This is a genomic window from Micromonospora sp. PTRAS2 (assembly GCF_054052245.1).
In genome coordinates this window covers 302658-327954 of sequence record NZ_JBSWBU010000001.1, presented here as the reverse complement: position 1 = coordinate 327954, position 25297 = coordinate 302658, and the positions used below count along the sequence as shown (strand labels likewise).

Sequence of the window (25297 nt, the reverse complement as noted above, 5' to 3'; positions counted from 1 at the left end):
CGGCCTCCTTCGCTGCGCGCCGCCTTCCGGCCTTCCGGCCGCGTCGCCTCGCCTCGCGCTGTCTTGCGACCCCGCCGTGCCGCCTCGCCTCGCGCTGTCTTGCGACCCCGCCACGCCGCCTCGCCTCGTGCTGTCTCCTGGGCCCGCCGTGCCGCCTCGCCTCGCGCCGCTCCCTGGCCTGTGCCTGGCAGGTGGCTCCGGTGTCGTGCTCCAGTCCCTGATGTCGTAGGTGACTCAGCTCCCTAGTGAGCGGCACGCAGGTATCGGTCCTCAACAGCGAGTGGAGTTATCCACAGGTTGTCCACAGCCTGGCGGGGGTTGTTGATGACCGGCGGGGGTGGGCAACAGCATTGAGGCATGGCAGAGACAGCGGACCGGGTCGATCTGGGCGGATCGCTTCGGGCATTGCGTCGCCGCGCGGACCTGAGCCAGCGTGAGCTGGCGGACCTCGCCGGGGTGCCACAGGCGACGTTGGCGCGGATCGAGTCGGGCCGCTCCGGGGACGTCCGGTTCCGGACGGTCGAGCGGCTGGTGCGGGCGGCCGGCGGGCGGGTGGCGATCGGGATACCCGGCGATCAGCCCGGTGACCAGCCCGGCGACCACACCTGCGACCAGCCCGGCGACGACCGGGTGCCGGAGGTGGTGCCGGTGCCCGGGGTGCCGCACGACGGGCTGCGGGACGAGGCGGGGCGGCGGTACCCGGCGCACCTGGACGCCTGGGAGGTGCATGGCCCGAAGGACTGGCCGGGTGCCTGGTGGGCGGGGTGGTGGAACCTTCCGCCGCAGCACTGGCCGCGGCGGTTGCCCGCGGCGACGTACGAGCTGAGCCGCGAGCGTCGGGACCGCCGTCGGTGGGGCGAGCGGATCCGCCGCGAGGTGACCGTGCGCCGGGTCACCGACGACGGGCTGCCCGGGACGTGCTGGCGGTTCGTGGCGGAGTTGCCCGACGGCCGCCTGGTCGGTGAGCTGCGCGCCCACGAGCGCGACCCCCGGTTGCTGTACGGCGACCTGATCGACGCCGGTGAGCGGGAGATCGTGCTGGACGGCGTGCTGGTGGCCGGGCCGTGCCGGCTGCTGGGGATCGGGCGGCGGCTGGTGGCGGCGTTGACTGCGGAGATGGAGCGGGCCGGGGTCCGGGTCGCCCACGCCGTCGCGGACTTCGGCGGTGTCGACCTGCTGCTCGCCTGTGGATACCGGATCGAGGGGCGGGGGCACTACGCGATGCGCCTCGACCGTGCGTGGCTCGGTGCTGCGCTGCTCCCTGGCCCAGCGCCGCTCCAGCCCTAGCCCAGCGCCGCCGCGGCCGCCGTGAGGGCGGCGAACGCCTCGCGCATCCGCCACGCGCTGCGGTCCCGGGGGCCGATCGGGTTGGAGACGGTGCGCAGCTCGGCGAAGGGCACGCCGGCCTGGGCGGCGGCGACCGCCACGCCGTACCCCTCCATGGCCTCGGCCACCGCGTCGGGGTGCCGGTCGGCGAGCGCGGCGGTGCCGGCGGCGGTGCCGGTGACCGTGCTGACGGTGAGCACCGCGCCGACCGTCGCCGCCGGCAGGGCCGCGCGCAGGGCGGCCAGCAGGCCCGGGTCGGCGGGCACGGCGGTGCCGGCGCCGAGCAGCTCGGGGGGCATGCCGAGCTGGTCCACCGGGATGAAGCCCGTCGGCGACTCGGCACCGAGGTCGGCGGCGACGCTGCGGCTCGCCAGCACCGTCGCGCCCACGGCCGCCCGGCCGACGAAGCCACCGGCGATGCCCGCGCTGACCACGGCCCGGTACGGGCGGCCGGCGGCCTCCGCGAGCGCCAGCAGCCGGGCGGTGGCCGCCCCGGCGACGGCCGGACCCACCCCCACGGGCACCACGGTCACCCCGGCGGCGGCCGGCGAGGTCCCGGCCGGCGCAGCCGCGGGCGGGGTGGTCCCGGGCGAAGCGGCGGAAAGGCCGGCGCGGATCGCCTCGGCCTCGGCCGGCACCGCCGTCACCACGAGCAGGCCGGCCTCGCCGAGCCGGCCGGTCCCGCCGATCCGGACGGTCGGGCCGGTCACGCCCGTCCCGCCGGTCACGCGAGGGGCCCCCGGGGCTCCCGGCGGGCCTCGTCGTCGGCCGCGCCCGCTCCGCCGGCGCCGGCGACCGCGGAGGACGGCCGGTAGACGTGGTAGCCGGGCGGGGCGGAGGAGGCGGGTGCGGGCGAGGTGGGGGCGATGTCCGTCACCGGGTCGTGGTCGGTCACCGGGTCGTGCATCACCGGTTCGGGTGTCACCGGTCCGTGCGCCGTCGGGTCGTCGGCTGCAGGGCGGTCCCCAGGAGCCGGCTTCCCGGCGGGATCCCCGACCGGCTCGTCGGCCAGCTCGTCGTCGCCGAGCGGACGGCCGAGCAGCCGCTGGTCGCGGAGCTTGCCGGCGACGTACGCGCCCCGGGCGGCGGCGAGCACGCCCACGCCGGCGGCCACGGCGATGCCCAGCCGGCCGTCGAACGGGACCAGGCCGAGCGCGCCGCCGGCCACGAAGGCGAGCATCAGCGCCGTCTCCGAGTGGGCGAACGAGCTGGCCCGCAGCCGCTCCGGGATGCGTTCCTGGATGGAGGCGTCGACCGCGAGCTTCGCCACGCCGCTGGCCAGCGTGGCGACCAGGCAGAGCAGGGCCACCATCGGCAGCGAGAACTGGATCGTGGCGAGAACGGCCGTGCCGGCCACGATGATCGTGCTGCTGGACTGGATCGCGGTGGGGCGGTGGATGCGCAGCCGGGTGCCGACCGCGGTGGCCAGGAAGCTGCCGACCGCCAGCGCACCGCCGACGAGGCCGAGCGCCATCTCCGCGCTCAGCTCGCGCCCGAAGAAGTCGGTGGTCAGGTCGCCCTTCTTCAGCGCGAAGGCGAGGAAGAGCAGCAGGAAGCCGTAGACGACGCGGAGCAGCGCCGCGCCGATCAGGCTGGCGATGACGAGGCGGCCGGACGGGCGGCCACGCCCCAGCGGGCGGTCCCCGGCGGCCCGCCGGCCCAGGGAGCGCAGCGGGCGGGGCACCCGCTCGGGCGGCTCGGAGTCGGCCCGGGGCGGCAGCCGCAACGCGATCACCATGCCGACCAGGAAGAGCACCGAGGCGACCCGCAGCGGCCACTGCGGCCCGAACCAGAACGCGGCCAGCCCGAGCGGGACGACGAGGGCGCCGGCCACCGTGCCGTAGACGCTGGCCCGCGCGCCGACCTGGGACAGGCCGAGCCCCTCGGGCAGCAGCCGGGGCACGGCCGCCGAGCGGGCCACGCCGTACGCCCGGGAGAGCGCGAGCACCCCGAAGGCCGCCGGGTAGAGGCCGAAGCCGTGCATGTAGTCGGAGATCAGCCAGGCCAGGAAGGCCCGGCCGAGCATGGTGGCGGCGAGCGCGTACCGCCGGCCGTGCCGGAAGTGGTCCAACAGCGGGCCGACCACCGGCGCGAGCATCGCGAACGGCACCATCGTGACCAGCAGGTAGAGCGCGACCTTGCTGCGCGCCTCGCCGAGGGGGACGTTGAAGAAGATCGTCCCGGCGAGGCCGATCGCGATCAGCGTGTCTCCCGCGCAGGAGAGGGCGTGCAGGTCGAACAGGCGCACCATGCCGACCTCGCCGCCCGCGCCCCGGGCCCGGGCCGAGCCGGCCTGGCGGGTCATCCAGCGCCCGCCGCGGGCGGAGCCGCGCAGCACGAGGCGGACGGCCCGGATGCCGGTGCCGACGGTCCGCCCCAGCATGGACCGATCGGAGCGGGAGAACAACGGCATGTGCACCATCCTCGCCCATGCCCCCCACCTCCGCGCCAGCACCGCCGGAGAACGACCTTGCGGGGAGTGCCTGTCGGTCTTCGGCACCCATGGGGAACAATGGTCGGGTGACCAGGCCCGCCTCCGCACGTGCCGCCCGCCTCGACCAGGTCTGCGCCGCCGCCGTCGAGGTGGCCCGCGACGCCATCACCGAGGTGGAGCCCTCCGACGTCGGCGACCACCTCCAGGCCGTCGCCGAGGGGGACCGGGTCGTCACCCACTACTTCGAGTGCCGGCTGTCCGGCTACCGGGGCTGGCGGTGGGCGGTCACCGTGACCCGGGTGCCGCGCAGCCGCAAGGTCACCGTCTGCGAGACGGTCCTGCTGCCGGGCTCGGACGCGCTGCTCGCGCCGGGCTGGCTGCCCTGGCAGGAGCGGCTCAAGCCGGGCGACCTGGGCCCGGGTGACCTCCTGCCGACCCCGCCCGACGACGAGCGGCTCGCCCCGGGGTACGTCCTGTCCGACGACCCGGCGGTGGAGGAGACCGCCTGGGAGCTGGGCCTCGGTCGGCCGCGGGTGCTGTCCCGGGAGGGGCGCAGCGAGGCCGCGCAGCGCTGGTACGACGGCGACCACGGCCCGTCGGCGCCGATCTCCACCGCCGCCCCGGCCGCCGCCCGCTGCGGCACGTGCGGCTTCTACCTGCCGCTGGCCGGCGCGCTGCGGCAGGCGTTCGGGGCGTGCGGCAACTTCTACGCCCCCGACGACGGTCGGGTGGTGAGCGCCGACCACGGCTGCGGCGCGCACTCGGAGACGCTGGTCGAGACGCCCGAGAGCCCGGTCGACGAGCTGCCCACGGTCTACGACGACAGCGCCGTCGAGGCGATGTCGGTGAGCCGGGCCCCGGGCTCGGTGGAGGCGGCGGAGCCGGGCGAGCCGTACGGCCACCCGTGACCCGGCGGGCTCAGCTTCGGGTGTCGGCGGGCTGACCGGCCCGCGCGGCGGCGCGGCGGCGACGCCGGTTGGCGTCGTGACGCATCATCACGGCGAGACCGGGGAAGCCCCAGAGGAAACCGGCCAGGCAGATCCAGAGCCAGTCCTGGTGGCCGTGCTCGGTCAGCCAGCCACGGAAGAAGAGCAGCAGCACCAGGCCGGCGACCGCCCAGGCGACCAGCCCGGCGACCGCGAACGGCACCATCGGCGGGTCGAGCGGCTCGGGCCGCGGCGGTTGCTCCTGTCGCACGGGGGCAAGCGTACGCGATCAACTTTCCCAGTTGGCGTGTGATCTGCGACGATGCGCGCGACAGACGGATGATCACCTGCGAGGACCAGATGGCCATTGCGCCGCCGGACAACGGCACTCCACCCGATCCCGCTCACCCCCGCAACGCCTTCGACCGCTTCTTCGAGATCACCGCGCGCGGCTCGACACCGGGCCGGGAGGTGCGGGGCGGCCTGGCGACGTTCTTCACGATGGCGTACATCGTGGTGCTCAACCCGCTGATCATCGGCAGCGCCGTCGACGGCGACGGCAAGAAGCTGGCGATCCCGGCGCTGGCCGCCGCGACGGCGCTCGTCGCGGGCCTGATGACGATCCTGATGGGGGTGGTCGGCCGGTTCCCGATGGCGCTGGCCGCCGGCCTGGGCGTGAACGCGCTGGTGGCGTACGAGATCGCCCCGCAGATGACCTGGGCCGACGCGATGGGCCTGGTGGTGATCGAGGGTGTGCTCATCGCGATCCTGGTGCTCACCGGCCTGCGTACGGCGGTGTTCCGCTCGGTGCCCACACAGCTCAAGACCGCGATCGGCGTCGGCATCGGCCTCTTCCTGACGATCATCGGCCTGGTCGACGCCGGCTTCGTCCGGCGGGTGCCGGACGCGGCGAACACGACGGTCCCGGTGGGGCTGGGCATCGGCGGCAAGATCGTGAGCTGGCCGATGCTGGTCTTCGTGGTGGGCCTGCTGGTCACGATCGTGCTGGTGGTGCGCCGGGTGCGCGGCGCGATCCTGATCGGCATCCTCGCCTCGACCGTGCTGGCGATCGTGGTGGAGGCCGTGGCGAACGTGGGCCCGTCCTTCGTCAACGGCAAGCCCAACCCCAAGGGCTGGTCGCTGAACGTGCCGGAGCTGCCGAAGACGGTCGTGGACGTGCCCGACCTGTCGCTGCTGGGCAACTTCAACGTGCTGGACTCGTGGACCCGGGTCGGTTGGCTGGTGCCGCTGATGTTCGTCTTCACGCTGCTGATCACGGACTTCTTCGACACGATGGGCACGATGGTCGCGATCGGCCAGGAGGGGGACATGCTCGACGAGCGGGGCACCCCGCCGCGGGCCAAGGAGATCCTGCTGGTCGACTCGATCGCCGCGGCTGCGGGTGGCGCGGCGAGCGTCTCCAGCAACACGTCGTACATCGAGAGCGCCGCCGGTGTCGCGGAGGGCGCCCGCACGGGCGTGGCCAACCTGGTCACGGGCGCGTTGTTCCTGCTGGCGATGTTCCTCGCGCCGCTGGCGGTGGTGGTGCCGTTCGAGGCGGCGTCGACGGCGCTGGTGGTGGTCGGCTTCCTGATGATGACGGCGGTGCGGACGATCGACTGGACCGACTACGAGATCGCGATCCCGGCGTTCCTCACGATCACCCTGATGCCGTTCACGTACTCGATCTCCAACGGCATCGGCGCGGGCGTCATCTCGTACGTGATCGTGAAGCTGGCGAAGGGGAAGGCCCGCGAGGTCCACCCCCTGCTGTATGCGGTGGCGGCGCTGTTCGTCCTGTACTTCCTGCGCGGGCCGATCGAGTCGGTCGTACTCTGACGCCCCATGTTCCCGGGGGTCGGGGTGCCGGACCGGTACCCCGGCTTCCGGGGCGCACACCCCCTGGTGAGCATGGTCATAACGGCTGTCGTTAGCCAGGCTCATTAGTTAGGCTAACTATCGTGACGGAGCGGACGGTGACGGCGAGACGCGTGCCACCGGCGCAGCTGGCTCCCCAGTTGCGTGATGCGATCACCCGGCTCAACCGGCGGGTCCGACAGGCCCGACCGGTCGGCGACCTGACGGTCACCCAGCTCTCCGCGCTCACCAGCCTCGTGCTGGCGGGCGCGCTGACGCCCCGGGAACTGGCCGACGTCGAACGGGTGCAACCGCCGACGATGACCAAGATCGTCGCGAAGCTGGAGGAACGCGGCCTCGTGGGCCGCACCCCCCACCCGACCGACGGCCGGCAGGTCATCCTCTCGGCGACCGAGGGCGGCCGGGCCGTGCTCGACCAGTTCGAGCGGGCCCGCAACGAGTGGCTGGCCAGCCGGCTGGCCGAGCTGCCCGAGACCGACCGGGAGACCCTGCAACGGGCTGCCGAGATCCTGCAGCAGCTCGCCCGCGCCTGACGCGCCGCGCCCACCGGGGCGCGCCGCCGCCTGGTCCGCGCCGTCCGCCGTCGATGAGGCGTACGAGCGAGGAGGCGCATCCAGGGTGCAGGCGAAGCTGAGCACGATGTTCCAGTCACTGCAGGTCCGCAACTACCGGCTCTTCGCGTCCGGGCAGCTGATCAAACTGATCGGCGTCTGGATGATGTTCATCGCCCAGGACTGGCTCGTCCTCGAACTCTCCGACGACTCCGCCACCGCCCTCGGCGTGGTCACCGCCCTCCAGTTCACCCCCGTGCTGCTGCTCACCCTGCTCTCCGGGCGGCTCGCCGACCGGTACGACAAGCGCCTGCTGCTCTTCGTCGCGAACGCGTTCTGGACGGTGCTGTCGTTCGGGATGAGCCTGCTGGTGCTCACCGGGCTTGTCCAGCTCTGGCACGTCTTCGTCTTCGCCGCCCTGCTCGGCGTCGCCAACGCGGTGGAGACGCCCGTGCGGCAGGCGTTCGTCTCCGAACTCGTCGGCACGTCGCTGCTGCCCAACGCGCTGTCGCTCAACGCGGCCGTGTTCAACTCGGCCCGCATCGTCGGCCCCGCCGTCGCCGGCCTGGCCATCGCCGCCGTCGACGTCGGCCCGGTCTTCCTGTTCACCGCGCTCAGCTCGCTCGGCCCGCTGGCCACCGTGGTCCGGATGCGCCCCGCCGAGCTGCACCGCAAGGACCTCCTCCCCGTCGCCGAGCGGGACTCCGCCCGGGTCGTCGACGGCCTGCGCTACGTCGCCCGCCGCCCCGACCTGCTGCTGCCGATGGCCGTGATGTCGGTGATCGGGATGAGCCTGTTCAACTTCCAGCTCACCCTCGCCGCCCTGGCCAAGACCGTGTTCAAGACGGGTGCCGCCTCGTTCGGCCTGTTCAGCACGGCGCTGGCCGTCGGCGCGCTCGTCGGGGCGCTGGCCGGCACCGGGCGGCGCAGCCGCCCCTCGGTGTGGCTGGTGCTCGGCGCGGCGGTCGGGTGCGCCGTCTTCGGCACCCTGGTCGGGCTCGCCCCGGCGTACTGGATGGTGGTGGCGTTGCTGCTGCCCGCCGGGTTCTTCATGGTCTTCTTCGCCCAGTCGGCCAACCAGCGGGTGCAGCTCGGCACCGACGCCGCGTTCCGGGGCCGGGTCATGGCGCTGTGGGTGCTGGTGTTCCTCGGCACCAACCCGGTCGGCGCGCCGATCATCGGCTGGGTGGCCGAGCGGTTCGGCGCCGGGGCGAGCATCTGGATCGGCGGGCTGATCTCGCTGGCCACCGCCCTGCTGGCGCTCGCCTGGCAGTTGCGCCGCTCGGGGGCCCGGCTGCGCCTGCGGGTGCTCCCGTCCCCCCGCTTCTACGTGGTGGAGCGGGGAGCGGGGAGAGGCCCCCTGCTGACGCCAAGCAATTGAGTTTGGTGAATGTCAATAAACCGGTGGCGGTGAGGCTCGCGGGAGCATAGCGTCGATACGTGGAGGTAGGCCGAGCGATGCTCCTTGCCCTGGCGTTCGTCGCTGTCGCGAGTCTTCCGGTCGCCTTTGCGCTGGTGTTCTGCGCCGACGAGATCATCGACCGGGTCGCCTGCGGCTACGCCGAGTGGCGCGAACGACGCCGGGAACGCCGCACCATCGCCCGGCTGGACCGGGCCGTCGACGCCGAGGGGCTGACCCGAGGCATCGACCTCACCGAGTTCGACCGGGAGGACCGCCGGTCCCTCCAGCAGATCGCCGCCGACCTGCACCGGTTCGCCGGGCACCGGGTCAACCCGGGCGGCCGGGCGGTGATCTGGCACGCCGCCGTCGTCGACGCGTACGACGAGCACCTCAGGGCCGCCTGCCGCTGCCTGGGGCTCCCCGAGCACCTGGGCGAGCTGGAGGGCGTCGACCGGCAGATCGAGCGGGTCCGGGTCGAGGGGATGCTGCACGCGGCCGGTCTCACCCTGCCCGCCGCGCGGCCCCGACACCGCCAGCGGCACCGCTGACCCCCGCCGAGCCCCCGTTGACCGGCACCGTCGTGCCCGCCGCCGGGATGCGGCTCTTCGTCGCGGTCTTCCCGCCACCCGAGGCCGTCGCCGACCTGAGCGCCGAGGTGGCCCGGCTCCGGGTCGGCCGTGCGGCGGCGGCCGGCACCAACGTACGGCTCGCCGATCCGGCGCGGGCGCACCTCACCGTCGCCTTCCTCGGCCAGGTCGACGCGGGCCGCCTCGTCGACGTCGAGAGCGCCCTCGGCATCGCCGCCGAGGCGTTCCGCACCCGCGATCTGCCGGCGGCCGAACGACCGGCGGGCGGCCGGACCGGGCCGTCCGTGCTGCGGCTCGGCGGCGGGGGCAGCTTCGGCCGGGGCCGGTTCACGGTCCTCTGGGTGGACGTGTGCGGCGACGTCGAGGCGTTGCGGGCCCTGGCCCGGCTGGTCCGGTCGGGGCTGCGCCGGGGCCGGCTGCCGTACGACGAGAAGCCGTTCACCCCGCACCTCACCATCGCCCGCCCCGGCGACCGGATCGACCGCGCCGAGGTGGCCGCCGACCGGGAGGCCCTGCACGACTACCTGGGTCCGCCGTGGCCGGCCGCCGAGCTGGTGCTGGTCCGCAGCCACCAGGGCCCGCAGCCGACGTACGACCGGGTGGCCGCCTGGCCGATCTGACCGGGACCGGCGGCCGGGTCGGGCCGGGTCGGGCCCAGGTCGGGTCGGGCCGGTCGGGCCGGGTGGTGGCCCGGTCGGGCCCGTGGGGCCGGGGCCGGGCCGGTGGGGCCCGCCATGTCGGCGACATGGCGGTATCCCCAAGGCGGGAAGCCGCCATGTCGCCGACATGGCGCCGCGCCGCCCGGCGGGGCGTCGCCCAGCGTCGGCGCGTGCCCAGCGCCGAGCGCGCCCGGCGGGGCGCCCAGCGCCGAGCGCGCCCGGCGACCGGGCGCGCCTACCAGGCCCACGCCTCCGGGCCCGGGCCGCCCTTGCCCACCGGCGGGAACAGCTCGTCGAGCCGGGCCAGCGCCGCCTCGTCGAGGCGGACGTCCAGCGCGCCCAGCGACCGGTCGAGCTGGTCGATGGTGCGCGGGCCGATGATCGGGGCCGTCACCCCGGGCCGGGAGAGCAGCCAGCCGAGCGCCACGTCCGCCGGGTCGTGGCCGAGGTCGGCGCAGAACTTCTCGTACGCCTCGATGGTCGGCCGGTGCTCGGCCAGGCCCTCGGCGGCGCGGCCTGCGGCGCTGCGGGCGGCCCCGCCCTCGGCCATCTTGCGCAGCGCCCCCGACAGCAGCCCGCCGTGCAGCGGTGACCAGGGGATGATGCCGAGGCCGTAGTGCTGGGCGGCCGGCACCACCTCCAGCTCGACGGCCCGGGTCAGCAGGTTGTAGATGGACTGTTCGGAGACGAGGCCGAGGAAGTTGCGCCGCTGCGCTGCCGCCTGTGCCTGCCCGATGTGCCAACCGGCGAAGTTGGACGATCCGACGTAGACGACCTTGCCCTGGGCGACCAGGGTCTCCATCGCCTGCCAGATCTCCTCCCACGGGGTGGCCCGGGAGACGTGGTGCATCTGGTAGAGGTCGATGACGTCGGTCTGGAGCCGGCGCAGCGAATCCTCGCAGGCCCGGATGATGTGCCGGGCGGAGAGCCCCTGCTCGTTGGGCCAGTCGCCCATCTTGCCGTAGACCTTGGTGGCCAGCACCACCTTCTCCCGCCGGCCGCCGCCCTGGGCGAACCAGCGGCCGATGATCTGCTCGGTGATGCCCTCGCCGGTCTGCCAGCCGTAGATGTTGGCGGTGTCGAAGAAGTTGATGCCGTGCTCGAGCGCCCGGTCCATGACGGCGTAGCTGTCCGGCTCGCTGGTCTGCGGACCGAAGTTCATCGTGCCGAGGCAGAGCCGGCTCACCGACAGACCGGTGCGTCCCAGATTCGTGTACTCCATACGACCCACCCTGCCACGGCGGGATGCCGACTGCCTGCCGCCGCAGGGCGGTGCGCGGGGAACGCGTGCCGCCCGGCGCAGGCGGGTGGGTCAGGAGGACTCGCGGGCCGCCGGGCCGCTGCCGAACAGCACGTCGTCCCAGCTCGGCAGGCGCTTGCGCGGCTTGCCGGAGGCGTCGGTGGACTCGCCGCCGGAGGCCGCCGCGGCAGCGCCCGTGCGGCGGGGCCGGAGCACCGCCAGCGACGGCACGGCCGGGACCTCCTTGGGCGCGTCCGAGTCGTCGTCGAACGCCGAGCCCTGGCCGCCGCCGAGCAGGGCCGCCGCCCCGCCGCCGACCGGCCGCTGCCGGGGCGCGTCCGACCCGGCCAGCGCCGCCGGCGTACGCGGCTCCAGGCCGCGACCGGACGTCGAGCCGAGCGGCCGGTCCAGGGAGGCGAGCAGGGCGTCCCGCCCGGCGCGGATCGGGTCGCGCCCCGGGCGGCTGTGGTCGCCGGCCGCCGAGGGCAGCCCGTGCCCGCCCCGGCTCGGCTCGCCGCGCGAGGGGCCGGGCAGCGCGTGGCCGCCGCGCTCGGGTGCCGGCTCCTGGCCGAGGATCGGCGTGGGGCGCTCGGCGCAGAGGTATTGCGCCATGTCGTCGTGCGGGACGACGTGCTGCCGGGTCTTGTCCAGATCCCAGACCGCCTGCGCGGTGGCCTTGCCCGACGGCCAGGTGGCGATGATCCGCCAGGTGCCGTCGTCGCGGCGGTAGGCGTCCCAGGAGATCTTCTCGGTGTCGATCCCGTGCTGGGCCAGCCGGCCGTTGACGACCTCGGCCAGGGGGGTCGGCTTCTCGGCGCCCTTGAGGCGGGTGCGCCGGGCGTGCTGGGCGAGCATCGCCCGCTCCTGGAGCACCGGGCCCGCGTAGCGCAGCACGCGGTCGACCGGGACGCCCGCGATGCGGGCCACGTCCTCGGCGGACTCGCCGGAACGGATCTTGGCCTGGATGTCGCGCGGGGACAGCGACGGCAGGGGGTGGTCGGTGGTGTTCGGCACCACGGCGAGCGGGGGCGCGCCCGGCTCGGCGTGCAGGGCGCCGGCGATGCGCTCGTCGATGGGCAGGGCGAGCAGCCGCCCGACCTCGTCGGCGAGCACCAGAGCCTGGCCGTCCTCGGAGAGGGCGACGAAGCGTACTGGGCGCATGAGCGTTGCCTCCGTCCCGCTTCGCTGGCCGCACGCCACGGGTCGGCCACCCGGGCGTCCCGCACCACGGTACGCCCATCCGCAACCCGGTGGGGGATGCGACACCCGCATGTCGCGGATGAGCTGCGAAGATGATCACACTGGGTGGCCGGCGGCGGTGCGGCGGCCACCCAGTGTGACGTTGCCTCAGAGCCGCTCGACCACGTAGTCGATCGAGGCGGTCAGCGCCTCCACGTCGGACGGCTCGACGGCCGGGTAGAGCGCGATGCGCAGCTGGTTGCGGCCCAGCTTCCGGTAGGGCTCGGTGTCGACGATGCCGTTGGCCCGCAGCGCCTTGGCGATCGCCGCCGCGTCCACCCCGTCGGCGAAGTCGATGGTGGCGACCACGTTGGAGCGCAGCGCCGGGTCGGTGACGAACGGGGTCGCCACGGCGGAGCGCTCGGCCCAGCCGTACACGATGCCGGCGCTCTCGGCCGTGCGCTTGGCCGCCCAGGCCAGGCCGCCCTGCTCGTTCATCCAGTCGGTCTGCTCGGCGGCCAGGAAGATGGTGGCCAGCGCCGGGGTGTTGTAGGTCTGCTCCAGCCGCGAGTTGTCGATCGCGGTGACCAGGTCGAGGAACGCCGGGATGTAGCGGCCCGACGCCTTGATCTCGGCGGCCCGGTCCAGGGCGGCCGGCGACATCAGGGCCAGCCAGAGGCCGCCGTCGGAGGCGAAGCACTTCTGCGGGGCGAAGTAGTAGACGTCGGTCTCGGCGACGTCCACCGCCAGGCCGCCGGCCGCCGAGGTCGCGTCGACCAGCAGCAGCGAGCCCTCGTCGGCCCCGGCGACCCGGTTGATCGGCACCGCGACGCCGGTGGAGGTCTCGTTCTGCGGCAGCCCGTACGCGTCGACGCCGGCCTCGGCGACCAGCGCCGGGGCGCTGCCCGGCTCGGCCTTGCGCACGGTGGGCTCGCCGAGGAACGGGGCGTCCTTGACCGACTTGACGAACTTCGCGCCGAACTCGCCGAAGCTGGCGAACTGCGCCCGGTCGCGGATCAGGCCGAACGTCGCGACCTCCCAGAAGGCGGTGGTGCCGCCGTTGCCGAGGATCACCTCGTAGCCCTCGGGGAGGGAGTAGAACTCGGCGATGCCTCGCCGCAGCCGGGCGACCTGGTCGCGGACGGTCTTCTGCCGGTGCGAGGTGCCCAGGAAGCCCGTCGCCGCGTCGGCGAGGGCGGAGACGGCCGCCGGACGGACCTTGGACGGCCCGCAGCCGAACCGCCCGTCGGCGGGCTTGATGTCGTCGGGAATCCGGATGGTCGGTGCGTCAGCCACGGTTGTCGAGATCCTTCCGCGTGGGCGGGGCCCGGTCACAGGTGGTGGTCGGGCGCGGAGGACGGACGCGTGCGTGGGGCGCACGGGCGGCCGGATCCGAGCCCGGTGCGGCGGCACTGCCGAGCCCCCATCCTCGCACCCGGGGCGGCCCGGACACCCGAGGGTCCCGCCGCCGGAGCTGAGGCGTATGACACATCCGCCCGGTTACGTCGCCACCCCACCCCCGGTTACGCGGGGCCGGGCGGACCTTCTGGTACGCGGAGGGGCCCCGCCGAACCGGCGGGGCCCCTTCCGTCGTCGCGTCGACGGGTGGATCGGACGGGCGTCGCGCACCCAGGTGGTGGGTGTTAACAGGGGGCCCCTGCTATGCAGAAAGCGTTAACAGGGTGCCCTTCCTTGCACTGCTCATACGCCGTGCGGGATGGCGTCCCAGCCCTCGACCTGCTGCGGCTTGCGGCTGCCCGGCCCGACGTAGCGGGCCGACGGGCGGACCAGCCGCTGGAGCTTCTTCTGCTCCAGGATGTGCGCGCTCCAGCCGCCCATCCGGGCGCAGGTGAACATCGAGGTGAACATGTGCGCGGGCACCTCGGCGAAGTCGAGCACGACGGCCGACCAGAACTCGACGTTCGTGGCGAGCACCCGGTCGGGGCGGCGGGCCTGCAGCTCGGCCAGGGCCGCCTTCTCCAGCGCCTCGGCGATCTCGAAGCGCGGCGCGCCCAGCTCCTTGGCGGTGCGGCGCAGCACGCGGGCGCGCGGGTCCTCGGCCCGGTAGACCCGGTGGCCGAAGCCCATCAGCCGCTCGCCCCGGTCGAGGACGCCCTTGACGTACCCCTCGGCGTCGCCGCTGCGCTCGACGGCCTCCAGCATGCTGAGCACCCGCGACGGCGCGCCGCCGTGCAGGGGGCCGGAGAGCGCGCCGATGCCGGAGGAGATGCAGGCGGCGGCGTCGGCGCCGGTGGAGGCGACGATCCGGGCGGTGAAGGTGGAGGCGTTCAGGCCGTGCTCGGCGGCCGAGATGAAGTAGGCGTCGACGGCCTTCACGTGGCGGGGGTCGGGCTCGCCGCGCCAGCGCTTCATGAAGCGCTCGACGATCGTCTCCGCCTTGTCGATCTCCTTCTGCGGCACGGCCGGCAGACCCAGGCCGCGCGCGGACTGGGCGACGAAGGAGAGCGCGGTGACCGACACCCGGGCGAGGTCCTCGCGGGCCTGGGAGTCGGAGATGTCGAGGAGCTGGCTGAGCCCCCAGTACGGGGCGAGCATCGCGACGGCGGACTGCACGTCGACCCGGATGTCGCCGGAGTGCACGGGCACCGGGAACGGCTCCGCCGGCGGCAGGCCGGGGCCGAACCGGCCGTCGACCAGCAGCGCCCAGACGTTGCCGAAGGAGACCTGACCGATCAGATCCTCGATGTCCACGCCGCGGTAGCGCAGGGCACCGCCCTCGCGGTCGGGCTCGGCGATCTCGGTCTCGAAGGCTACGACGCCCTCCAGGCCCGGTTTGAAGTCGGCCATTCTTACTCCTGGATCTGCTCGATGCGCCCGCCTGGGCTCATCCGGCCCGGCCGGCCGAGCGCCTTAGGCGACCCTCAGGGACGTGTTCGTGACATCTTGCCTGGTGGGTAACCGGCTGCGCGACCCGCGACGACTGTGCTGCACGCGACATCCCCGCCGGTGGACAAAGGTGCGGGGTCGATGAGACTGGGCGGTAGGGGCTGGCCAGCGTCGCCGAGGGTGACGGGGCCACCGAAGGGGAGGGTAGCTGTGACGGGTGACACACCCGGCCCGGCCGGCATGCGTAACGAGTACGCCGCCGACCTGGGCCTTTCCGAGGCTGATCTGGCCGCCGACTGGCACGCCCAGTTCGCCCGCTGGTTCGCCGACGCGGTGGCGTCCGGCCTGCCCGAGCCGAACGCGATGGTGCTCGGCACCGCCGACGCCGCCGGCCGCCCCAGCGGGCGCACCGTCCTGCTCAAGGGGTACGACCCGCAGGGCTTCGTCCTGTTCACCAACCACGGCTCGCGCAAGGGCACCGAGGCGCTGGCCAACCCGTACGCCAGCCTGGTCTTCCCCTGGTTTCCCAGCCAGCGGCAGGTGGTGGTCGCCGGGCGGATCGAGCCCGTCGACCGGGCCGAGACCGAGGCGTACTTCGCCAGCCGGCCGCGCGGCTCGCAGCTCGGCGCGTGGGCCAGCGAGCAGTCGCGGGTGATTCCGGACCGGGCCGCGCTGGACGCCGGCTACCGGGCGGTGGCCGAGCGGTTCGCCGACGTGGACCCGGTGCCCGCGCCCCCGCACTGGGGCGGCCTGCGGGTGCGCCCCGAGACGGTGGAGTTCTGGCAGGGCCGGGCCAGCCGGCTGCACGACCGGCTGCGGTTCCGCCGCACCGCGCCCGACCCGGGGCCGGCCGACGACGGCCGGTGGGTGGTGGAGCGGCTCGCCCCGTGACCGCCGTCAAGGAGACCCGGCCGCGCGGGGCGCGTCGCTGGGCGATCGACCTGCGCCCGCTGCGGGTGCCCGTCTACCGCCGGATCTGGGTCGGCAACAGCGTCGCGATGCTCGGCTTCCAGTTCACGGCCGTGGCCGTGCCGGTGGAGATGTTCGCGCTGACCCGGGACTCGTTCTGGGTCGGGCTGCTCGGCGTGGCCGCGTTCCTGCCGCTGCTGGTCTTCGGGCTGTGGGGCGGCGCGGTCGCCGACGCCCGGGACCGGCGCGCGGTGCTGCTGGTCAGCCAGGCGGTGCTGTGGGCGTCGATGGTGGGGCTGCTGGCCCAGGCCGTGTTCCGGGTGGGCAGCCCGGTGCTGCTGCTGGTCCTGGTGGCGTTGCAGTCGGTCGGGTTCGCGGTCAGCGGAGCGGCCCGCACCGCGAGCATCCCCCGGCTCGTCCCGGCCGAGCTGGTCCCGGCCGCGAGCACCCTGAACTTCACCACCCACACCGCCGCGTCCGTGCTGGGGCCGCTGCTGGCCGGGCTGATCTTCGCGGCCTGGGAGGTCGGGGTCGCGCTGCCCATCGCGTACGGCGTGGACACGGTCTTCTTCACGGCGGCGGTCTGGGCGACGCTGCGGATGCCGGCGCTGCCGCCGGAGCCGGACCCCGACGGCGACGGCTCGCCCCGCCGGGCCGGGCTGGCCAGCGTCGTCGACGGGCTGCGCTACCTGGCCACCACGCCGGTGCTGCTGCTCTCCTTCGCCATCGACCTCATCGCGATGGTGCTGGCGATGCCCCGGGCGCTGTTCCCCGAGATCGCCGAGGAACGCTTCGGCGGCGGCGCGGCCGTCGGCTGGCTGTTCAGCGCCATCGCCATCGGGTCGATGCTCGGTGGGCTCACGTCCGGCTGGATCGGTCGGCTCCACCGGCAGGGGGTGGCGCTGGTGTGCGCCGTCGTCGGCTGGGGGCTGGCCATCGCCGCCGCCGGGCTGGCCCGCCAGCTCTGGCTGGTGGTCGGGCTGCTCGCCGTGGCCGGCGCGGCCGACCTGGTCAGCGCCGTGCTGCGGCAGACGATGCTGCTGGTGCACGCGCCGGACCGGATGCGGGGCCGGCTCCAGGGCGTCAACACGGTGGTGGTGGCGGGCGGGCCCCGCCTCGGCGACCTGCGGGCGGGCACGATGGCCGCCGGTTTCGGCACCGGCGTCGCCTGGGTCGGTGGCGGCCTCGCCGCGGCGGTGCTCGCGCTGCTGCTGGCGGCCGTCTTCCCGGCCCTGGTGCGCTACCGGGCGGCCACGTCGGAGGCGCCGTCCGAGGCGCGCGGCTGACCGTCCGGCCGCCGGTGACGGGCAGACACCGGCGGCCGGGCGGGGTGCGCGCGGTGACGGACCGCGCACCCCGTGCGCAGAGGTGACCGACTAAGGTCACCGGCATGCAGAACGCCGCACCCCGCCCGCCGTCAGGCACCCAGTGGACCATTTCCGCCGCCGGCCACGAGGCCGTGCTCGTCGAGGTCGGCGGCGGCCTGCGGACGTACCGGCACGACGGCGTCGACTACGTCGACGGGTTCGCCGCCGACGAGCTCTGCCCCGGCGGGGCCGGGCAGGTGCTGGCCCCCTGGCCGAACCGGATCCGCGACGGCCAGTACGCCTTCGGCGGCCGGGAGTTCCAGCTCACGCTGACCGAGCCGAGCCGGGGCGCGGCCCTGCACGGCCTGGTCAACTGGGTGCCGTGGCACCTCGTCGAGCAGTCCGACGACGCCGTGACCCTCGGCTACGACCTGCCCGCGCAGCCGGGCTACCCGTGGGCGCTGCGGCTGCGCAACCGATACTCGGTAGGCCCGGACGGCCTGCGCATCGACCACGAGGCCACCAACGTCAGCGGGGAGCCCTGCCCGTTCGGCTTCTCGATGCACCCCTACCTGCAACTGCCCGGGGTGGCGGTGGACGACCTCGCCCTGCGGGTGCCGGCGAAGCTGCGGGTGCAGGTGGACGGTCGGCTGCTGCCGGTCGGGGCGACCCCGGTGGCTGGCACCGAGTACGACTACACCAGCCCTCGGCGGATCGGCCACGCGGTGCTCGACACGGCGTTCGGCGACGTGGTCCGCGACGCCGACGGCGGCTCCTCGGTGACCCTGGCCGCCCCGGACGACGCGGCGGCCGTCACCGTCTGGGCGGACCGCGAGTTCGGCTGGTGGCAGGTCTTCTCCGGGGACACCCTGACCGGCGAGCGGCACCGCCGCTCGGTGGCGATCGAGCCGATGACCTGCCCGCCGGACGCGTACCGCTCGGGCAAGGACGTGATCACTCTGGAGCCGGGCGACACCTGGCGGGGCACCATGGGCATCCGGCCCGGGGCCCGGTAGCAGGGGGAGCAGGCGGCGTGGAGTTCGCCGAGGTGCTCCGGCGACGCCGGATGGTGCGCAACTACGACCCGGACCGCCCCGTCCCGCCGGAGGTGGTGCAGCGGCTGCTCGACCACGCCGTACGGGCCCCGTCGGCCGGGTTCGCTCAGGGCTGGGGGTTCCTGGTGCTGGAGGAGCCGGCGGACCGGGAACGCTTCTGGGCGGCGACCACCCCGGACGGCGGCGGGCGCGAGCGGTGGCTGGCCGGGATGCGTCGGGCCCCGCTGATCGTCGTGCCGCACGCCAACCGCTCGGCGTACCTCGACCGGTACGCCGAGCCGGACAAGGGCTGGACGGACCGCGCGCAGGAGCGCTGGCCGGTGCCGTACTGGTATGTCGACACCGGCTTCGCCGCCCTGCTGATGCTGCTCACCGCCGTGGACGAGGGGCTGGGCGCGTGTTTCTTCGGCATCCCGCCGCAGCGCACGCAGGCGTACCGGGAGGCGTTCGGGGTGCCGGCGGAGTACGACCCGGTCGGGGCGCTCACCGTCGGCTACCGGGCACCGGACCACCGGTCGCCGTCGCTGCGGCGGGGGCGTCGCCCGGTCGACGAGGTGGTCCGGCGGGGACGCTGGAGCTGACGCCGGGGGGCGTCGGCGGCCCGGCCCGCCGTCGGAGGGAAGGTGTCGGCGGTCCGGCCCGGCGTCGCCGGGCGGGGTTGACCAACAGCGGTCGCGAAAGCGACATGAGGGAGTAAAACGCGGTGTGGCGGGGGCGGCTACGCTGGCACGGTCATCGGTGCCGTGCCGCGCGGTGCCACGCCGCGATCCGACCCGGCGCGGTGGGTCGGAACGGTGAGGGGGAGGGGAGCGTGCCGTCGTGATCTTCAGAGCGGTCCGGGACGGGCGTCCCTATCCGGAGCACAACCTGACGCTCAAGCAGTGGGCGGAGATCCCGCCGCGTCCGCTGCGGCTGGACCAGTTGATCACCACCAAGCGTGAGCTGGCGTTGGACAAGCTGCTCGCCGAGGACTCCACCTTCTACGGGGACCTGTTCCCGCACGTGGTGCAGTGGAACAGCGGGCTCTACCTGGAGGACGGGCTGCACCGCGCGCTGCGCGCCGCGCTCCAGCAGCGCAACCAGATCCACGCCCGGGTGCTGGTGCTGGCCGGTCAGCACGAGTGACCCGCTCCTGAGGCTTCGTTAGGGTGGCGGGATGACTCCTGTCGACCTGCTGGACCTGGACTCCCTCCTCGACGACGAGGAACGCCAGATCCGGTCCGTCGTGCGCCGGCTGGTTGACGACCGGGTCCGGCCGCACGTCGCCGACTGGTACGAGCGGGGCCACGTCCCGGCCCGCGAGCTGGCCCGGGAGTTCGGCCGGCTCGGCCTCCTCGGCATGCACCTGACGGGGTACGGCTGCGCCGGCTCCACCGCCGTCGCGTACGGGCTGGCCTGCCTGGAGCTGGAGGCCGGCGACTCCGGCGTGCGGTCCCTGGTCTCGGTGCAGGGTTCGCTGGCCATGTACGCGATCTGGCGCTACGGCAGCGAGGAGCAGAAGCAGCGCTGGCTGCCCGCCATGGCGACCGGCGAGGCGATCGGCTGCTTCGGGCTGACCGAGCCCGACCACGGCTCCGACCCGGCGTCGATGGCCACCCGGGCCCGCCGCGACGGCGACGACTGGCTGCTGCACGGCGGCAAGATGTGGATCACCAACGCGCCGGTCGCCGACGTCGCCGTGATCTGGGCCCGCGCCGAGGAGGGGGTGCGCGGGTTCGCCGTACCCCTGGACGCGCCCGGGGTGTCGGTGCGCGAGATCCGGCGCAAGATGTCGCTGCGCGCCTCCCTCACCGGCGAGATCGCGCTCGACGACGTCCGGCTCCCGGCGGACGCGCTGCTGCCCGGCGCGGCCGGGCTGAAGGCCCCGCTGAGCTGCCTCACCGAGGCCCGGCACGGCATCGTCTGGGGCGCGCTCGGTGCGGCCCGCGACTGCCTGGAGACCACCCTGGCGTACGCGGGCACGCGCACCCAGTTCGGCCGGCCGCTCGCCGGCTTCCAGCTCACCCAGGCCAAGCTCGCCGACATGGCCGTCGAGTGGCAGAAGGGCTTCCTGCTGGCGCTGCACCTGGGCCGGCTCGCCGACGCCGGGAGGCTGCGCCCCGAGCAGGTCAGCGTCGGCAAGCTGAACAACGTGCGGGAGGCGCTGGCCATCGCCCGGCAGTGCCGGACGATCCTCGGTGCGAACGGCGTCTCCGGGGAATATCCGATCATGCGGCACGCCAACAACCTGGAGAGCGTGCTCACCTACGAGGGCACCTCCGAGATCCACCAGCTCGTCATCGGGCAGCGGCTGACGGGGCTCAACGCCTTCGCCTGACCTTCTGGTTGCGGAGCGAACACGTTGCGTTGCACTATGTCTCCCTGGCGTGCGGGATGTCGCGTAATGCTGCGGGAGGGTGCGTGATGCACAAGGGTGTGCAGGTGGCGATGGTGGAGTCTGGGCACACGGCGGAGAGCCTTGCGGCCGAGATAGGCGTGGACCCGAAGACGGCGGCCCGCTGGGCGAGCCAAGGACGGATTCCGCAGACCAGGCACCGTGCCAAGGTCGCGCAACTTCTCGGCAGGGACGTGCTGGAGTTGTGGCCGGACGTTCTGCGCCGGAAGGAACCGGCGTGGTTCCGCCCGTGGACCGAGATCGAACGCGAGGCCACCGGCCTGCGATGGTATGAATCCGCCGTTCTGCCAGGGCTCCTCCAGACGGAGGCATACGCTCGGGCGGTTCTCTCCAGCGGCCCACTGTGCGCCGAGGCGGACGACCACGTCGAGTCTCGTCTCCGACGGCAGGTTGCGGTCTTCGACCGCCCTTGCCCTCCGATGGCCGTCTTCGTGATCGACCAGGCGACGCTGCTCCGCGGCCATCCCGACGTGATGGACGATCAGCTCGACCACCTCGTGGCCATGGCGCAGCGTCCCAACGTCATGGTGCATGTGCTGCCGTTGAGCGCCGGCCTGCACGCGGGGCAGGCGGGACCGTTCATCATCGCGACGACGCCCGACGGTGAGGACGTCGGTTACCTCGACGATCAGGCGGCCGGTCGTGTAACCAGAGACGTTGCTCCACTCTGGGCGGTCTGGGATACCGTCAGGTCAGTCTCGTTGCCGCGAGACCAGACCATCGATTTGCTGAGGGCGAGAGCATGGATGATCTGATCGGCGCGCGGTGGCGGAAGTCCACCCGCAGCAGCTCCAACGGCGGCGCGTGCGTCGAGGTCGCCGACAACATTCCGGGCGTCGTCGGCGTACGCGACTCGAAGGACCCGACCGGGCCTGCGCTCGCGTTCGGGCCGGTCGCGTGGCGAGCGTTCGTCGCGCACGTGCCCGAGCGGGCCTGAGCCGCCACAGGCGTGACGCGCCCGTCCCGTACCCGGGGCGGGCGTTTGCCGTCGGGCTGCGGGACCTCGTCCGCCGTCACGACGCGGCGGGTTCTGCCTCGTCGTAGGCCCGGCGGGCCGCCTCGATGGCGCCCAGGTGATGGTCGGCCCAGTCGAGGAGGGCGTCGACCGGCGACCGGAGGGTCTTGCCCAGCGGCGTGATCCGGTATTCGACGGCGACCGGCCGCGACGAGAGGACGCGTCGCTCGACGATGCCGTTGCGTTCGAGCCGGCGCAGGGTCGCGCTCAGCGACTTCTGGGAGACGGCCGGGATCGCCTGGCGCAGCTCGTTGAACCGCGAGGGTCGTTCGCAGAGGGTGTTGAGCACCTCCAGCGACCACTTGTCGAGGACCTGGTCCAGGAGTTCGCGGTGCGCCGGGGTGACGTCGAGGCGTTCCGCCGTGCCGGGGTCGGTAGCTGCCATGACACCTAGTCTCGTTGAAGTTTCCGCTAAGCACCAGGTATCAAGGAGATACCAAGGTTGGTTCGAGGAAGGAAACGTGATGGGTGTCCAGCTCTTCTCCCCCCAGGGCATGATGCAGCCCGTCCCCTACCACCACGTCGCGGTCGCGTCGGGGTCGCGCCACGTCCACGTGGCGGGCCAGATCGGCCGCGACGAGGCGGGGCGGCCGGTCGCGTCCGGTGACCTCCGGGGGCAGGTTGCCCAGGCGCTCCGCAACACGGCCCACGGTCTTGCCGGTGCCGGCGCGGGCTTCTCGGACGTCGTCCGCCTGACGTTCTACGTCACGAACTGGGCGCCGGAGCGGATCGGCGACTTCATGGCCGGCGTCGACGACGTCGCGGGGGAACTCGGCCTGCCGCAGCCCCTGCCCCCGGCGTCGCTCATCGGTGTCGACTACCTCTTCGAGCCCGACGTCGAGGTCGAGGTCGAGGCGACGGCGATCCTGGACTGACTGCGCGGCTGCCCTGACTGGCTCGATGCCGTTGGCGGTCCTCGAATCTTGGAAGATTCCGGCCCCCGGAGGGGCCGTCGGCTTCCAAGATCTGCTGGCCGGGCGGGGCGCTGCGGCGCACGGTGGGCGGTGACGGGCGCGGGCTGGGTTCACCTGCCCGGGGGCGGGGCGTCGTCGGGGAAGAATATCTCCTCGATGGGCTGCGCGAACAGCGCCGCGAGGGCGAAGGCCAACGGCAGTGACGGGTCGTAGCGCCCTGTTTCGATCGCGTTGATGGTCTGCCGGGCGACGCCGACTCGTTCGGCGAGGTCGGCCTGCGACCAGTCGCGCTCGGCTCGTAGGACCTTGAGTCGGTTCCGCACGTCGTTACCGGAACCTGCGGGAGACGAACCCGGACGACAGGCCCCACAGCATGACCATCGCCGGGCCGATCCAGATCGCGCTGAGCCGGGGAAGCCCGGCGTTCTCCAGGAACCCGTAGCAGAAGCTGATCAGTGCGCTGGCGCCGAACGCGATCGCCAACGCCTCAAGCTGGATGCGGCGCTGCAACTCGTCGATGTCGCGCAGGTAGCGGACGAAGGCGATCACGAGCCCGACGGCCGGCAGGACCGGCAGCGGCGCGATGACGTAGCGCAGCAGGCTGTCGTCGGGCAGGGCGCGCAGGCCGATCAGGGTGCCCACCAGGACGCCGACGTAGGCCGCCATGGCGGCGGTGAGGTTGCGCGCGTAGCGCTTGATGGGGGTGCTCATGACGTGAAATATCAAGCACGTGCGACTTCATGTCAAGGGTGCTTGTCATTAAGTCGCGTGGGCTTGTCTCACACTTCGTCGTCGAGCACGGTCCCGTGGTCGGGGCGGGCGCAGCCGGGAAGGGGCGTCACCACTGGCGACGCGGGGTCGCCTTCGCGCCGGTGACCAGGGTTGCCGGCGGTACGTCGTCGGCCACGACCGCACCGGCGGCGACCACGGCGTCCCGGCCGATGCTGACGCCGGGCAGGATCGTGGCGCCCGCGCCGATCCACACGTTCTCCGCCACGTCGATGGGCGCGCCGGTGAGATACAGCCGCCGTTCCCCGGGGTCGACGGGGTGGCCGCTGGTGATGAAGGTGACCTTCGGGCCGACCATCACCCGCTCGGCGAGCCGGATGCCGGCGTAGTCGAGGAACGTGCAGTTCTGGTTGATGAACACCCGCTCGGCGAGGTCGAGGTTGAGGCCGTGGTCCGTGTAGAAGGGCGGATAGATCGTGACCCGCGCCGGCAGCGGCCTGCCGAGGATCTGCGCGAACAGCTCCGCCTTGCCCGCCTCGTCCTCGAAGGGCAGCACGTTCAGGCGGGAGGTCAGCTCGGTGACCCGCAGGACCCGGGCGGCCATGGCCTGGAACTCGGCGCTGTGGATCCGCATGAGACGACCGCTGGGCACGCCACGAACCATACGCCTCGGTGCCGTTGGCGGGCGGGTGTCGCATGGGGGCCGTAACGTCATCCGCAGACGATGTTCGATCGAGGATGGTGAGCGATGTCCCACGACGGTGAGGTCGACCGGCCCGCCCCCAAGGGCCCCTCCGGGCCCGCCCGGGGGTTGCTCGTGGTGCTCGGCGCGGCGGCGGTGGCCGTGGTCGTGCTGCTCGGCGCGCAGGCCACCAACGTGTTCCCCGACTTCCGCAACCCCTTCGCCAAGGAGCAGACCGACCGCAGCCAACCACCGCTGCTCAAGTCGATCCAGGATCTCAGCCGCTACGTCGCGGCCGAGGGCAACTTCCAGGTCGTGGTCGACCTGCAGAACGACCGCGACAACGTGCCGGAGTTCCTGCTCAACCAGCGCACCCTCTTCGTCGGGGCGGGCAGCGTGGAGGCGTACGTCGACTTCACCAAGATCGGTGAGGGGGCGGTGGTCGTCTCGCCCGACGGCAAGTCCGTCGAGGTGAAGCTGCCCGCGCCGCAGCTCGGCCAGACCAACCTCGACATGGAGAAGAGCTATGTGGTGACGGAGCAGCGCGGCCTGCTCAACCGGATCAACGACCTGGTCAAGGGCGACCCGAACCGCCAGCAGCAGGTCTACAAGCTGGCCGAGGACCGGATCACGGCAGCCGCCCGCGACAGCGGCCTGACCGACCGGGCGCAGGAGAACACCAACAAGATGCTGGAGGGCCTGCTGCGCTCCCTCGGCTACGAGAAGGTGACCGTCACCTACGTCGCGCCCTGACCCGCCAGCGCGCAGAGCCGCGCGAACACCAGCGCGCACAGCGAACGAACGCCCGCCCCGGGGGGAGCCGGGGCGGGCGTTCGCGTGCGGCGGGTCAGTAGCGGGCGGTGGCGTAGCGGTCCTCGTTCGGCATGAGCACCCACAGCACCAGGTAGACGATCACCTGGGTGCCGGGCAGCAGCAGCGACAGCAGGAACAGCAGCCGGACCAGGTTGGCGGACGTGTTGAACCGGCGGGCCAGGCCGACGCAGACGCCGGCGAGCATGCGCCCCTCGCGGGGCCGGACCAGTTTGCGACTCATCGTCGTACTCCCACTCTGCGGCGTGCCCGCCGCCTCTGACTCAACGGTAGGAACCGCCGTTGCACCCGCCCTCCGTCGCGAGGGGGATCCCGGTACCCCTGACCCGTAGGTGCTTACCCGGGCGGGCCCGCCCCGACGCGCCGAGCAGGGAAGCGGGCGGCGGGTAGGCTCGCCCGTCGGGTCCGTACAAGGGCGTACGACGGCGAGG

29 protein-coding genes are annotated in these 25297 nt (G+C 73.6%); 17 read left to right on the top strand and 12 right to left on the bottom strand.

Annotated elements, in window-relative coordinates; all coding sequences use genetic code 11:
- Positions 1 to 357: 357 nt before the first annotated feature.
- Entirely contained in the window at positions 358 to 1287 is a 930-nt protein-coding gene (locus ACVMYR_RS01575; RefSeq protein WP_457120931.1) for a GNAT family N-acetyltransferase, read from the top strand.
- Here ACVMYR_RS01575 and ACVMYR_RS01570 read toward each other — a convergent pair.
- Complete coding sequence (locus ACVMYR_RS01570; RefSeq protein ID WP_457120930.1) at positions 1284 to 2036, bottom strand: futalosine hydrolase; 753 nt, start codon at positions 2034 to 2036, stop codon at positions 1284 to 1286. The two genes, ACVMYR_RS01575 and ACVMYR_RS01570, sit on opposite strands and share 4 nt — an antisense overlap.
- 14 nt (positions 2037 to 2050) lie before the next feature.
- On the bottom strand, positions 2051 to 3739 hold the full coding sequence (locus tag ACVMYR_RS01565) for an MFS transporter (protein ID WP_457120929.1): 1689 nt from the start codon (positions 3737 to 3739) through the stop codon (positions 2051 to 2053).
- 89 nt (positions 3740 to 3828) lie between these two features.
- Between ACVMYR_RS01565 and ACVMYR_RS01560 the strand changes: the two genes are divergently transcribed.
- Positions 3829 to 4668, top strand: a complete 840-nt coding sequence (locus ACVMYR_RS01560; protein ID WP_077935779.1) for a DUF3027 domain-containing protein — start codon at positions 3829 to 3831, stop codon at positions 4666 to 4668.
- A 10-nt stretch (positions 4669 to 4678) separates the two neighbouring features.
- Here ACVMYR_RS01560 and ACVMYR_RS01555 read toward each other — a convergent pair whose 3' ends face one another.
- A complete protein-coding gene (locus ACVMYR_RS01555) occupies positions 4679 to 4957 on the bottom strand; it encodes a DUF2530 domain-containing protein (protein ID WP_077935780.1) in 279 nt (92 codons plus the stop codon).
- An 89-nt stretch (positions 4958 to 5046) separates the two neighbouring features.
- Between ACVMYR_RS01555 and ACVMYR_RS01550 the strand changes: the two genes are divergently transcribed.
- The 5 genes from ACVMYR_RS01550 to ACVMYR_RS01530 all read left to right on the top strand — a co-directional run bounded on the left by ACVMYR_RS01550 (position 5047) and on the right by ACVMYR_RS01530 (position 9724).
- Complete coding sequence (locus tag ACVMYR_RS01550; protein ID WP_077935796.1) at positions 5047 to 6525, top strand: NCS2 family permease; 1479 nt, start codon at positions 5047 to 5049, stop codon at positions 6523 to 6525.
- 122 nt (positions 6526 to 6647) lie between these two features.
- Entirely contained in the window at positions 6648 to 7097 is a 450-nt protein-coding gene (locus ACVMYR_RS01545) for a MarR family winged helix-turn-helix transcriptional regulator (RefSeq protein ID WP_176734295.1), read from the top strand.
- An 85-nt stretch (positions 7098 to 7182) separates the two neighbouring features.
- On the top strand, positions 7183 to 8496 hold the full coding sequence (locus tag ACVMYR_RS01540) for an MFS transporter (RefSeq protein WP_353899764.1): 1314 nt from the start codon (positions 7183 to 7185) through the stop codon (positions 8494 to 8496).
- Between the two features lie 59 nt (positions 8497 to 8555).
- The gene (locus tag ACVMYR_RS01535; RefSeq protein WP_043961557.1) at positions 8556 to 9065 is read left to right on the top strand and encodes a hypothetical protein; all 510 of its coding nucleotides are present in this window, start codon (positions 8556 to 8558) and stop codon (positions 9063 to 9065) included.
- A gap of 47 nt (positions 9066 to 9112) precedes the next feature.
- A complete protein-coding gene (locus ACVMYR_RS01530; protein ID WP_457121282.1) occupies positions 9113 to 9724 on the top strand; it encodes a 2'-5' RNA ligase family protein in 612 nt (203 codons plus the stop codon).
- Positions 9725 to 9998: 274 nt separating this feature from the next.
- Here ACVMYR_RS01530 and ACVMYR_RS01525 read toward each other — a convergent pair whose 3' ends face one another.
- From ACVMYR_RS01525 to ACVMYR_RS01510, 4 genes are all read right to left on the bottom strand, one after another.
- Positions 9999 to 10985, bottom strand: a complete 987-nt coding sequence (locus ACVMYR_RS01525; RefSeq protein ID WP_043961558.1) for an aldo/keto reductase — start codon at positions 10983 to 10985, stop codon at positions 9999 to 10001.
- Positions 10986 to 11075: 90 nt separating this feature from the next.
- Positions 11076 to 12164 carry a septation protein SepH gene (gene sepH, locus ACVMYR_RS01520; protein ID WP_077935783.1) on the bottom strand — a complete coding sequence of 363 codons (1089 nt, stop codon included), beginning with the start codon at positions 12162 to 12164 and terminating at the stop codon, positions 11076 to 11078.
- Positions 12165 to 12350: 186 nt separating this feature from the next.
- Positions 12351 to 13478, bottom strand: coding sequence for a phosphoserine transaminase (gene serC / locus ACVMYR_RS01515; protein ID WP_043961560.1), 1128 nt, complete (start codon positions 13476 to 13478; stop codon positions 12351 to 12353).
- Between the two features lie 405 nt (positions 13479 to 13883).
- Positions 13884 to 14990 carry a citrate synthase 2 gene (locus ACVMYR_RS01510; RefSeq protein WP_077935784.1) on the bottom strand — a complete coding sequence of 369 codons (1107 nt, stop codon included), beginning with the start codon at positions 14988 to 14990 and terminating at the stop codon, positions 13884 to 13886.
- Between the two features lie 279 nt (positions 14991 to 15269).
- Between ACVMYR_RS01510 and pdxH the strand changes: the two genes are divergently transcribed.
- The 8 genes from pdxH to ACVMYR_RS01470 all read left to right on the top strand — a co-directional run bounded on the left by pdxH (position 15270) and on the right by ACVMYR_RS01470 (position 21632).
- Positions 15270 to 15920 carry a pyridoxamine 5'-phosphate oxidase gene (gene pdxH, locus ACVMYR_RS01505; protein WP_198956426.1) on the top strand — a complete coding sequence of 217 codons (651 nt, stop codon included), beginning with the start codon at positions 15270 to 15272 and terminating at the stop codon, positions 15918 to 15920.
- Complete coding sequence (locus tag ACVMYR_RS01500; RefSeq protein WP_431891777.1) at positions 15917 to 17224, top strand: MFS transporter; 1308 nt, start codon at positions 15917 to 15919, stop codon at positions 17222 to 17224. The genes pdxH and ACVMYR_RS01500 overlap by 4 nt, the downstream gene beginning before the upstream one ends.
- 104 nt (positions 17225 to 17328) lie before the next feature.
- On the top strand, positions 17329 to 18261 hold the full coding sequence (locus tag ACVMYR_RS01495) for an aldose 1-epimerase family protein (protein ID WP_077935787.1): 933 nt from the start codon (positions 17329 to 17331) through the stop codon (positions 18259 to 18261).
- 17 nt (positions 18262 to 18278) lie between these two features.
- Entirely contained in the window at positions 18279 to 18881 is a 603-nt protein-coding gene (locus ACVMYR_RS01490) for a nitroreductase family protein (protein ID WP_043961564.1), read from the top strand.
- Positions 18882 to 19119: 238 nt separating this feature from the next.
- Entirely contained in the window at positions 19120 to 19425 is a 306-nt protein-coding gene (locus tag ACVMYR_RS01485) for a type II toxin-antitoxin system VapB family antitoxin (protein ID WP_043961565.1), read from the top strand.
- Between the two features lie 31 nt (positions 19426 to 19456).
- Complete coding sequence (locus ACVMYR_RS01480; RefSeq protein WP_457120928.1) at positions 19457 to 20617, top strand: acyl-CoA dehydrogenase family protein; 1161 nt, start codon at positions 19457 to 19459, stop codon at positions 20615 to 20617.
- Positions 20618 to 20703: 86 nt separating this feature from the next.
- On the top strand, positions 20704 to 21450 hold the full coding sequence (locus ACVMYR_RS01475) for a Scr1 family TA system antitoxin-like transcriptional regulator (RefSeq protein WP_457121281.1): 747 nt from the start codon (positions 20704 to 20706) through the stop codon (positions 21448 to 21450).
- Positions 21438 to 21632 (top strand): DUF397 domain-containing protein, encoded by a 195-nt coding sequence (locus ACVMYR_RS01470; RefSeq protein ID WP_457120927.1) that lies wholly within the window; start codon positions 21438 to 21440, stop codon positions 21630 to 21632. Before ACVMYR_RS01475 ends, ACVMYR_RS01470 begins: the two co-directional genes overlap by 13 nt.
- Positions 21633 to 21708: 76 nt before the next feature.
- On the opposite strand, the gene ACVMYR_RS01465 is transcribed toward ACVMYR_RS01470, so the two are convergent.
- Entirely contained in the window at positions 21709 to 22095 is a 387-nt protein-coding gene (locus ACVMYR_RS01465) for a winged helix-turn-helix transcriptional regulator (RefSeq protein WP_457120926.1), read from the bottom strand.
- Between the two features lie 79 nt (positions 22096 to 22174).
- Between ACVMYR_RS01465 and ACVMYR_RS01460 the strand changes: the two genes are divergently transcribed.
- Positions 22175 to 22585, top strand: a complete 411-nt coding sequence (locus ACVMYR_RS01460) for a RidA family protein (RefSeq protein ID WP_396788852.1) — start codon at positions 22175 to 22177, stop codon at positions 22583 to 22585.
- A 149-nt stretch (positions 22586 to 22734) separates the two neighbouring features.
- Here ACVMYR_RS01460 and ACVMYR_RS01455 read toward each other — a convergent pair whose 3' ends face one another.
- From ACVMYR_RS01455 to ACVMYR_RS01445, 3 genes are all read right to left on the bottom strand, one after another.
- Positions 22735 to 22947: a helix-turn-helix transcriptional regulator gene (locus ACVMYR_RS01455; protein ID WP_077935793.1), complete on the bottom strand. Its 213-nt coding sequence runs from the start codon at positions 22945 to 22947 to the stop codon at positions 22735 to 22737.
- Between the two features lie 4 nt (positions 22948 to 22951).
- On the bottom strand, positions 22952 to 23335 hold the full coding sequence (locus ACVMYR_RS01450) for a hypothetical protein (RefSeq protein WP_077935794.1): 384 nt from the start codon (positions 23333 to 23335) through the stop codon (positions 22952 to 22954).
- Between the two features lie 127 nt (positions 23336 to 23462).
- Complete coding sequence (locus ACVMYR_RS01445; RefSeq protein WP_457120925.1) at positions 23463 to 24005, bottom strand: DapH/DapD/GlmU-related protein; 543 nt, start codon at positions 24003 to 24005, stop codon at positions 23463 to 23465.
- Between the two features lie 96 nt (positions 24006 to 24101).
- Between ACVMYR_RS01445 and ACVMYR_RS01440 the strand changes: the two genes are divergently transcribed.
- Entirely contained in the window at positions 24102 to 24788 is a 687-nt protein-coding gene (locus tag ACVMYR_RS01440) for a DUF4230 domain-containing protein (RefSeq protein ID WP_077935800.1), read from the top strand.
- A 94-nt stretch (positions 24789 to 24882) separates the two neighbouring features.
- Here the strand turns inward: ACVMYR_RS01440 and ACVMYR_RS01435 are convergent, their stop codons facing one another.
- Complete coding sequence (locus ACVMYR_RS01435) at positions 24883 to 25089, bottom strand: PspC domain-containing protein (RefSeq protein WP_074475233.1); 207 nt, start codon at positions 25087 to 25089, stop codon at positions 24883 to 24885.
- Between the last annotated feature and the right edge of the window lie 208 nt (positions 25090 to 25297).

Excerpts from the sequence above, each read along its gene's own strand:
- ACVMYR_RS01575 (WP_457120931.1), top strand. The coding sequence starts at position 358 with ATGGCAGAGACAGCGGACCGGGTCGATCTGGGCGGATCGCTTCGGGCA.
- ACVMYR_RS01565 (WP_457120929.1), bottom strand. The coding sequence starts at position 3,739 with ATGCCGTTGTTCTCCCGCTCCGATCGGTCCATGCTGGGGCGGACCGTC.
- ACVMYR_RS01560 (WP_077935779.1), top strand. The coding sequence starts at position 3,829 with ATGGGGAACAATGGTCGGGTGACCAGGCCCGCCTCCGCACGTGCCGCC.
- ACVMYR_RS01550 (WP_077935796.1), top strand. The coding sequence starts at position 5,047 with ATGGCCATTGCGCCGCCGGACAACGGCACTCCACCCGATCCCGCTCAC.
- ACVMYR_RS01530 (WP_457121282.1), top strand. The coding sequence starts at position 9,113 with ATGCGGCTCTTCGTCGCGGTCTTCCCGCCACCCGAGGCCGTCGCCGAC.
- ACVMYR_RS01525 (WP_043961558.1), bottom strand. The coding sequence starts at position 10,985 with ATGGAGTACACGAATCTGGGACGCACCGGTCTGTCGGTGAGCCGGCTC.
- sepH (WP_077935783.1), bottom strand. The coding sequence starts at position 12,164 with ATGCGCCCAGTACGCTTCGTCGCCCTCTCCGAGGACGGCCAGGCTCTG.
- ACVMYR_RS01510 (WP_077935784.1), bottom strand. The coding sequence starts at position 14,990 with ATGGCCGACTTCAAACCGGGCCTGGAGGGCGTCGTAGCCTTCGAGACC.
- pdxH (WP_198956426.1), top strand. The coding sequence starts at position 15,270 with ATGCGTAACGAGTACGCCGCCGACCTGGGCCTTTCCGAGGCTGATCTG.
- ACVMYR_RS01495 (WP_077935787.1), top strand. The coding sequence starts at position 17,329 with ATGCAGAACGCCGCACCCCGCCCGCCGTCAGGCACCCAGTGGACCATT.
- ACVMYR_RS01480 (WP_457120928.1), top strand. The coding sequence starts at position 19,457 with ATGACTCCTGTCGACCTGCTGGACCTGGACTCCCTCCTCGACGACGAG.
- ACVMYR_RS01475 (WP_457121281.1), top strand. The coding sequence starts at position 20,704 with ATGCACAAGGGTGTGCAGGTGGCGATGGTGGAGTCTGGGCACACGGCG.
- ACVMYR_RS01470 (WP_457120927.1), top strand. The coding sequence starts at position 21,438 with ATGGATGATCTGATCGGCGCGCGGTGGCGGAAGTCCACCCGCAGCAGC.
- ACVMYR_RS01465 (WP_457120926.1), bottom strand. The coding sequence starts at position 22,095 with ATGGCAGCTACCGACCCCGGCACGGCGGAACGCCTCGACGTCACCCCG.
- ACVMYR_RS01460 (WP_396788852.1), top strand. The coding sequence starts at position 22,175 with ATGGGTGTCCAGCTCTTCTCCCCCCAGGGCATGATGCAGCCCGTCCCC.
- ACVMYR_RS01450 (WP_077935794.1), bottom strand. The coding sequence starts at position 23,335 with ATGAGCACCCCCATCAAGCGCTACGCGCGCAACCTCACCGCCGCCATG.
- ACVMYR_RS01440 (WP_077935800.1), top strand. The coding sequence starts at position 24,102 with ATGTCCCACGACGGTGAGGTCGACCGGCCCGCCCCCAAGGGCCCCTCC.
- ACVMYR_RS01435 (WP_074475233.1), bottom strand. The coding sequence starts at position 25,089 with ATGAGTCGCAAACTGGTCCGGCCCCGCGAGGGGCGCATGCTCGCCGGC.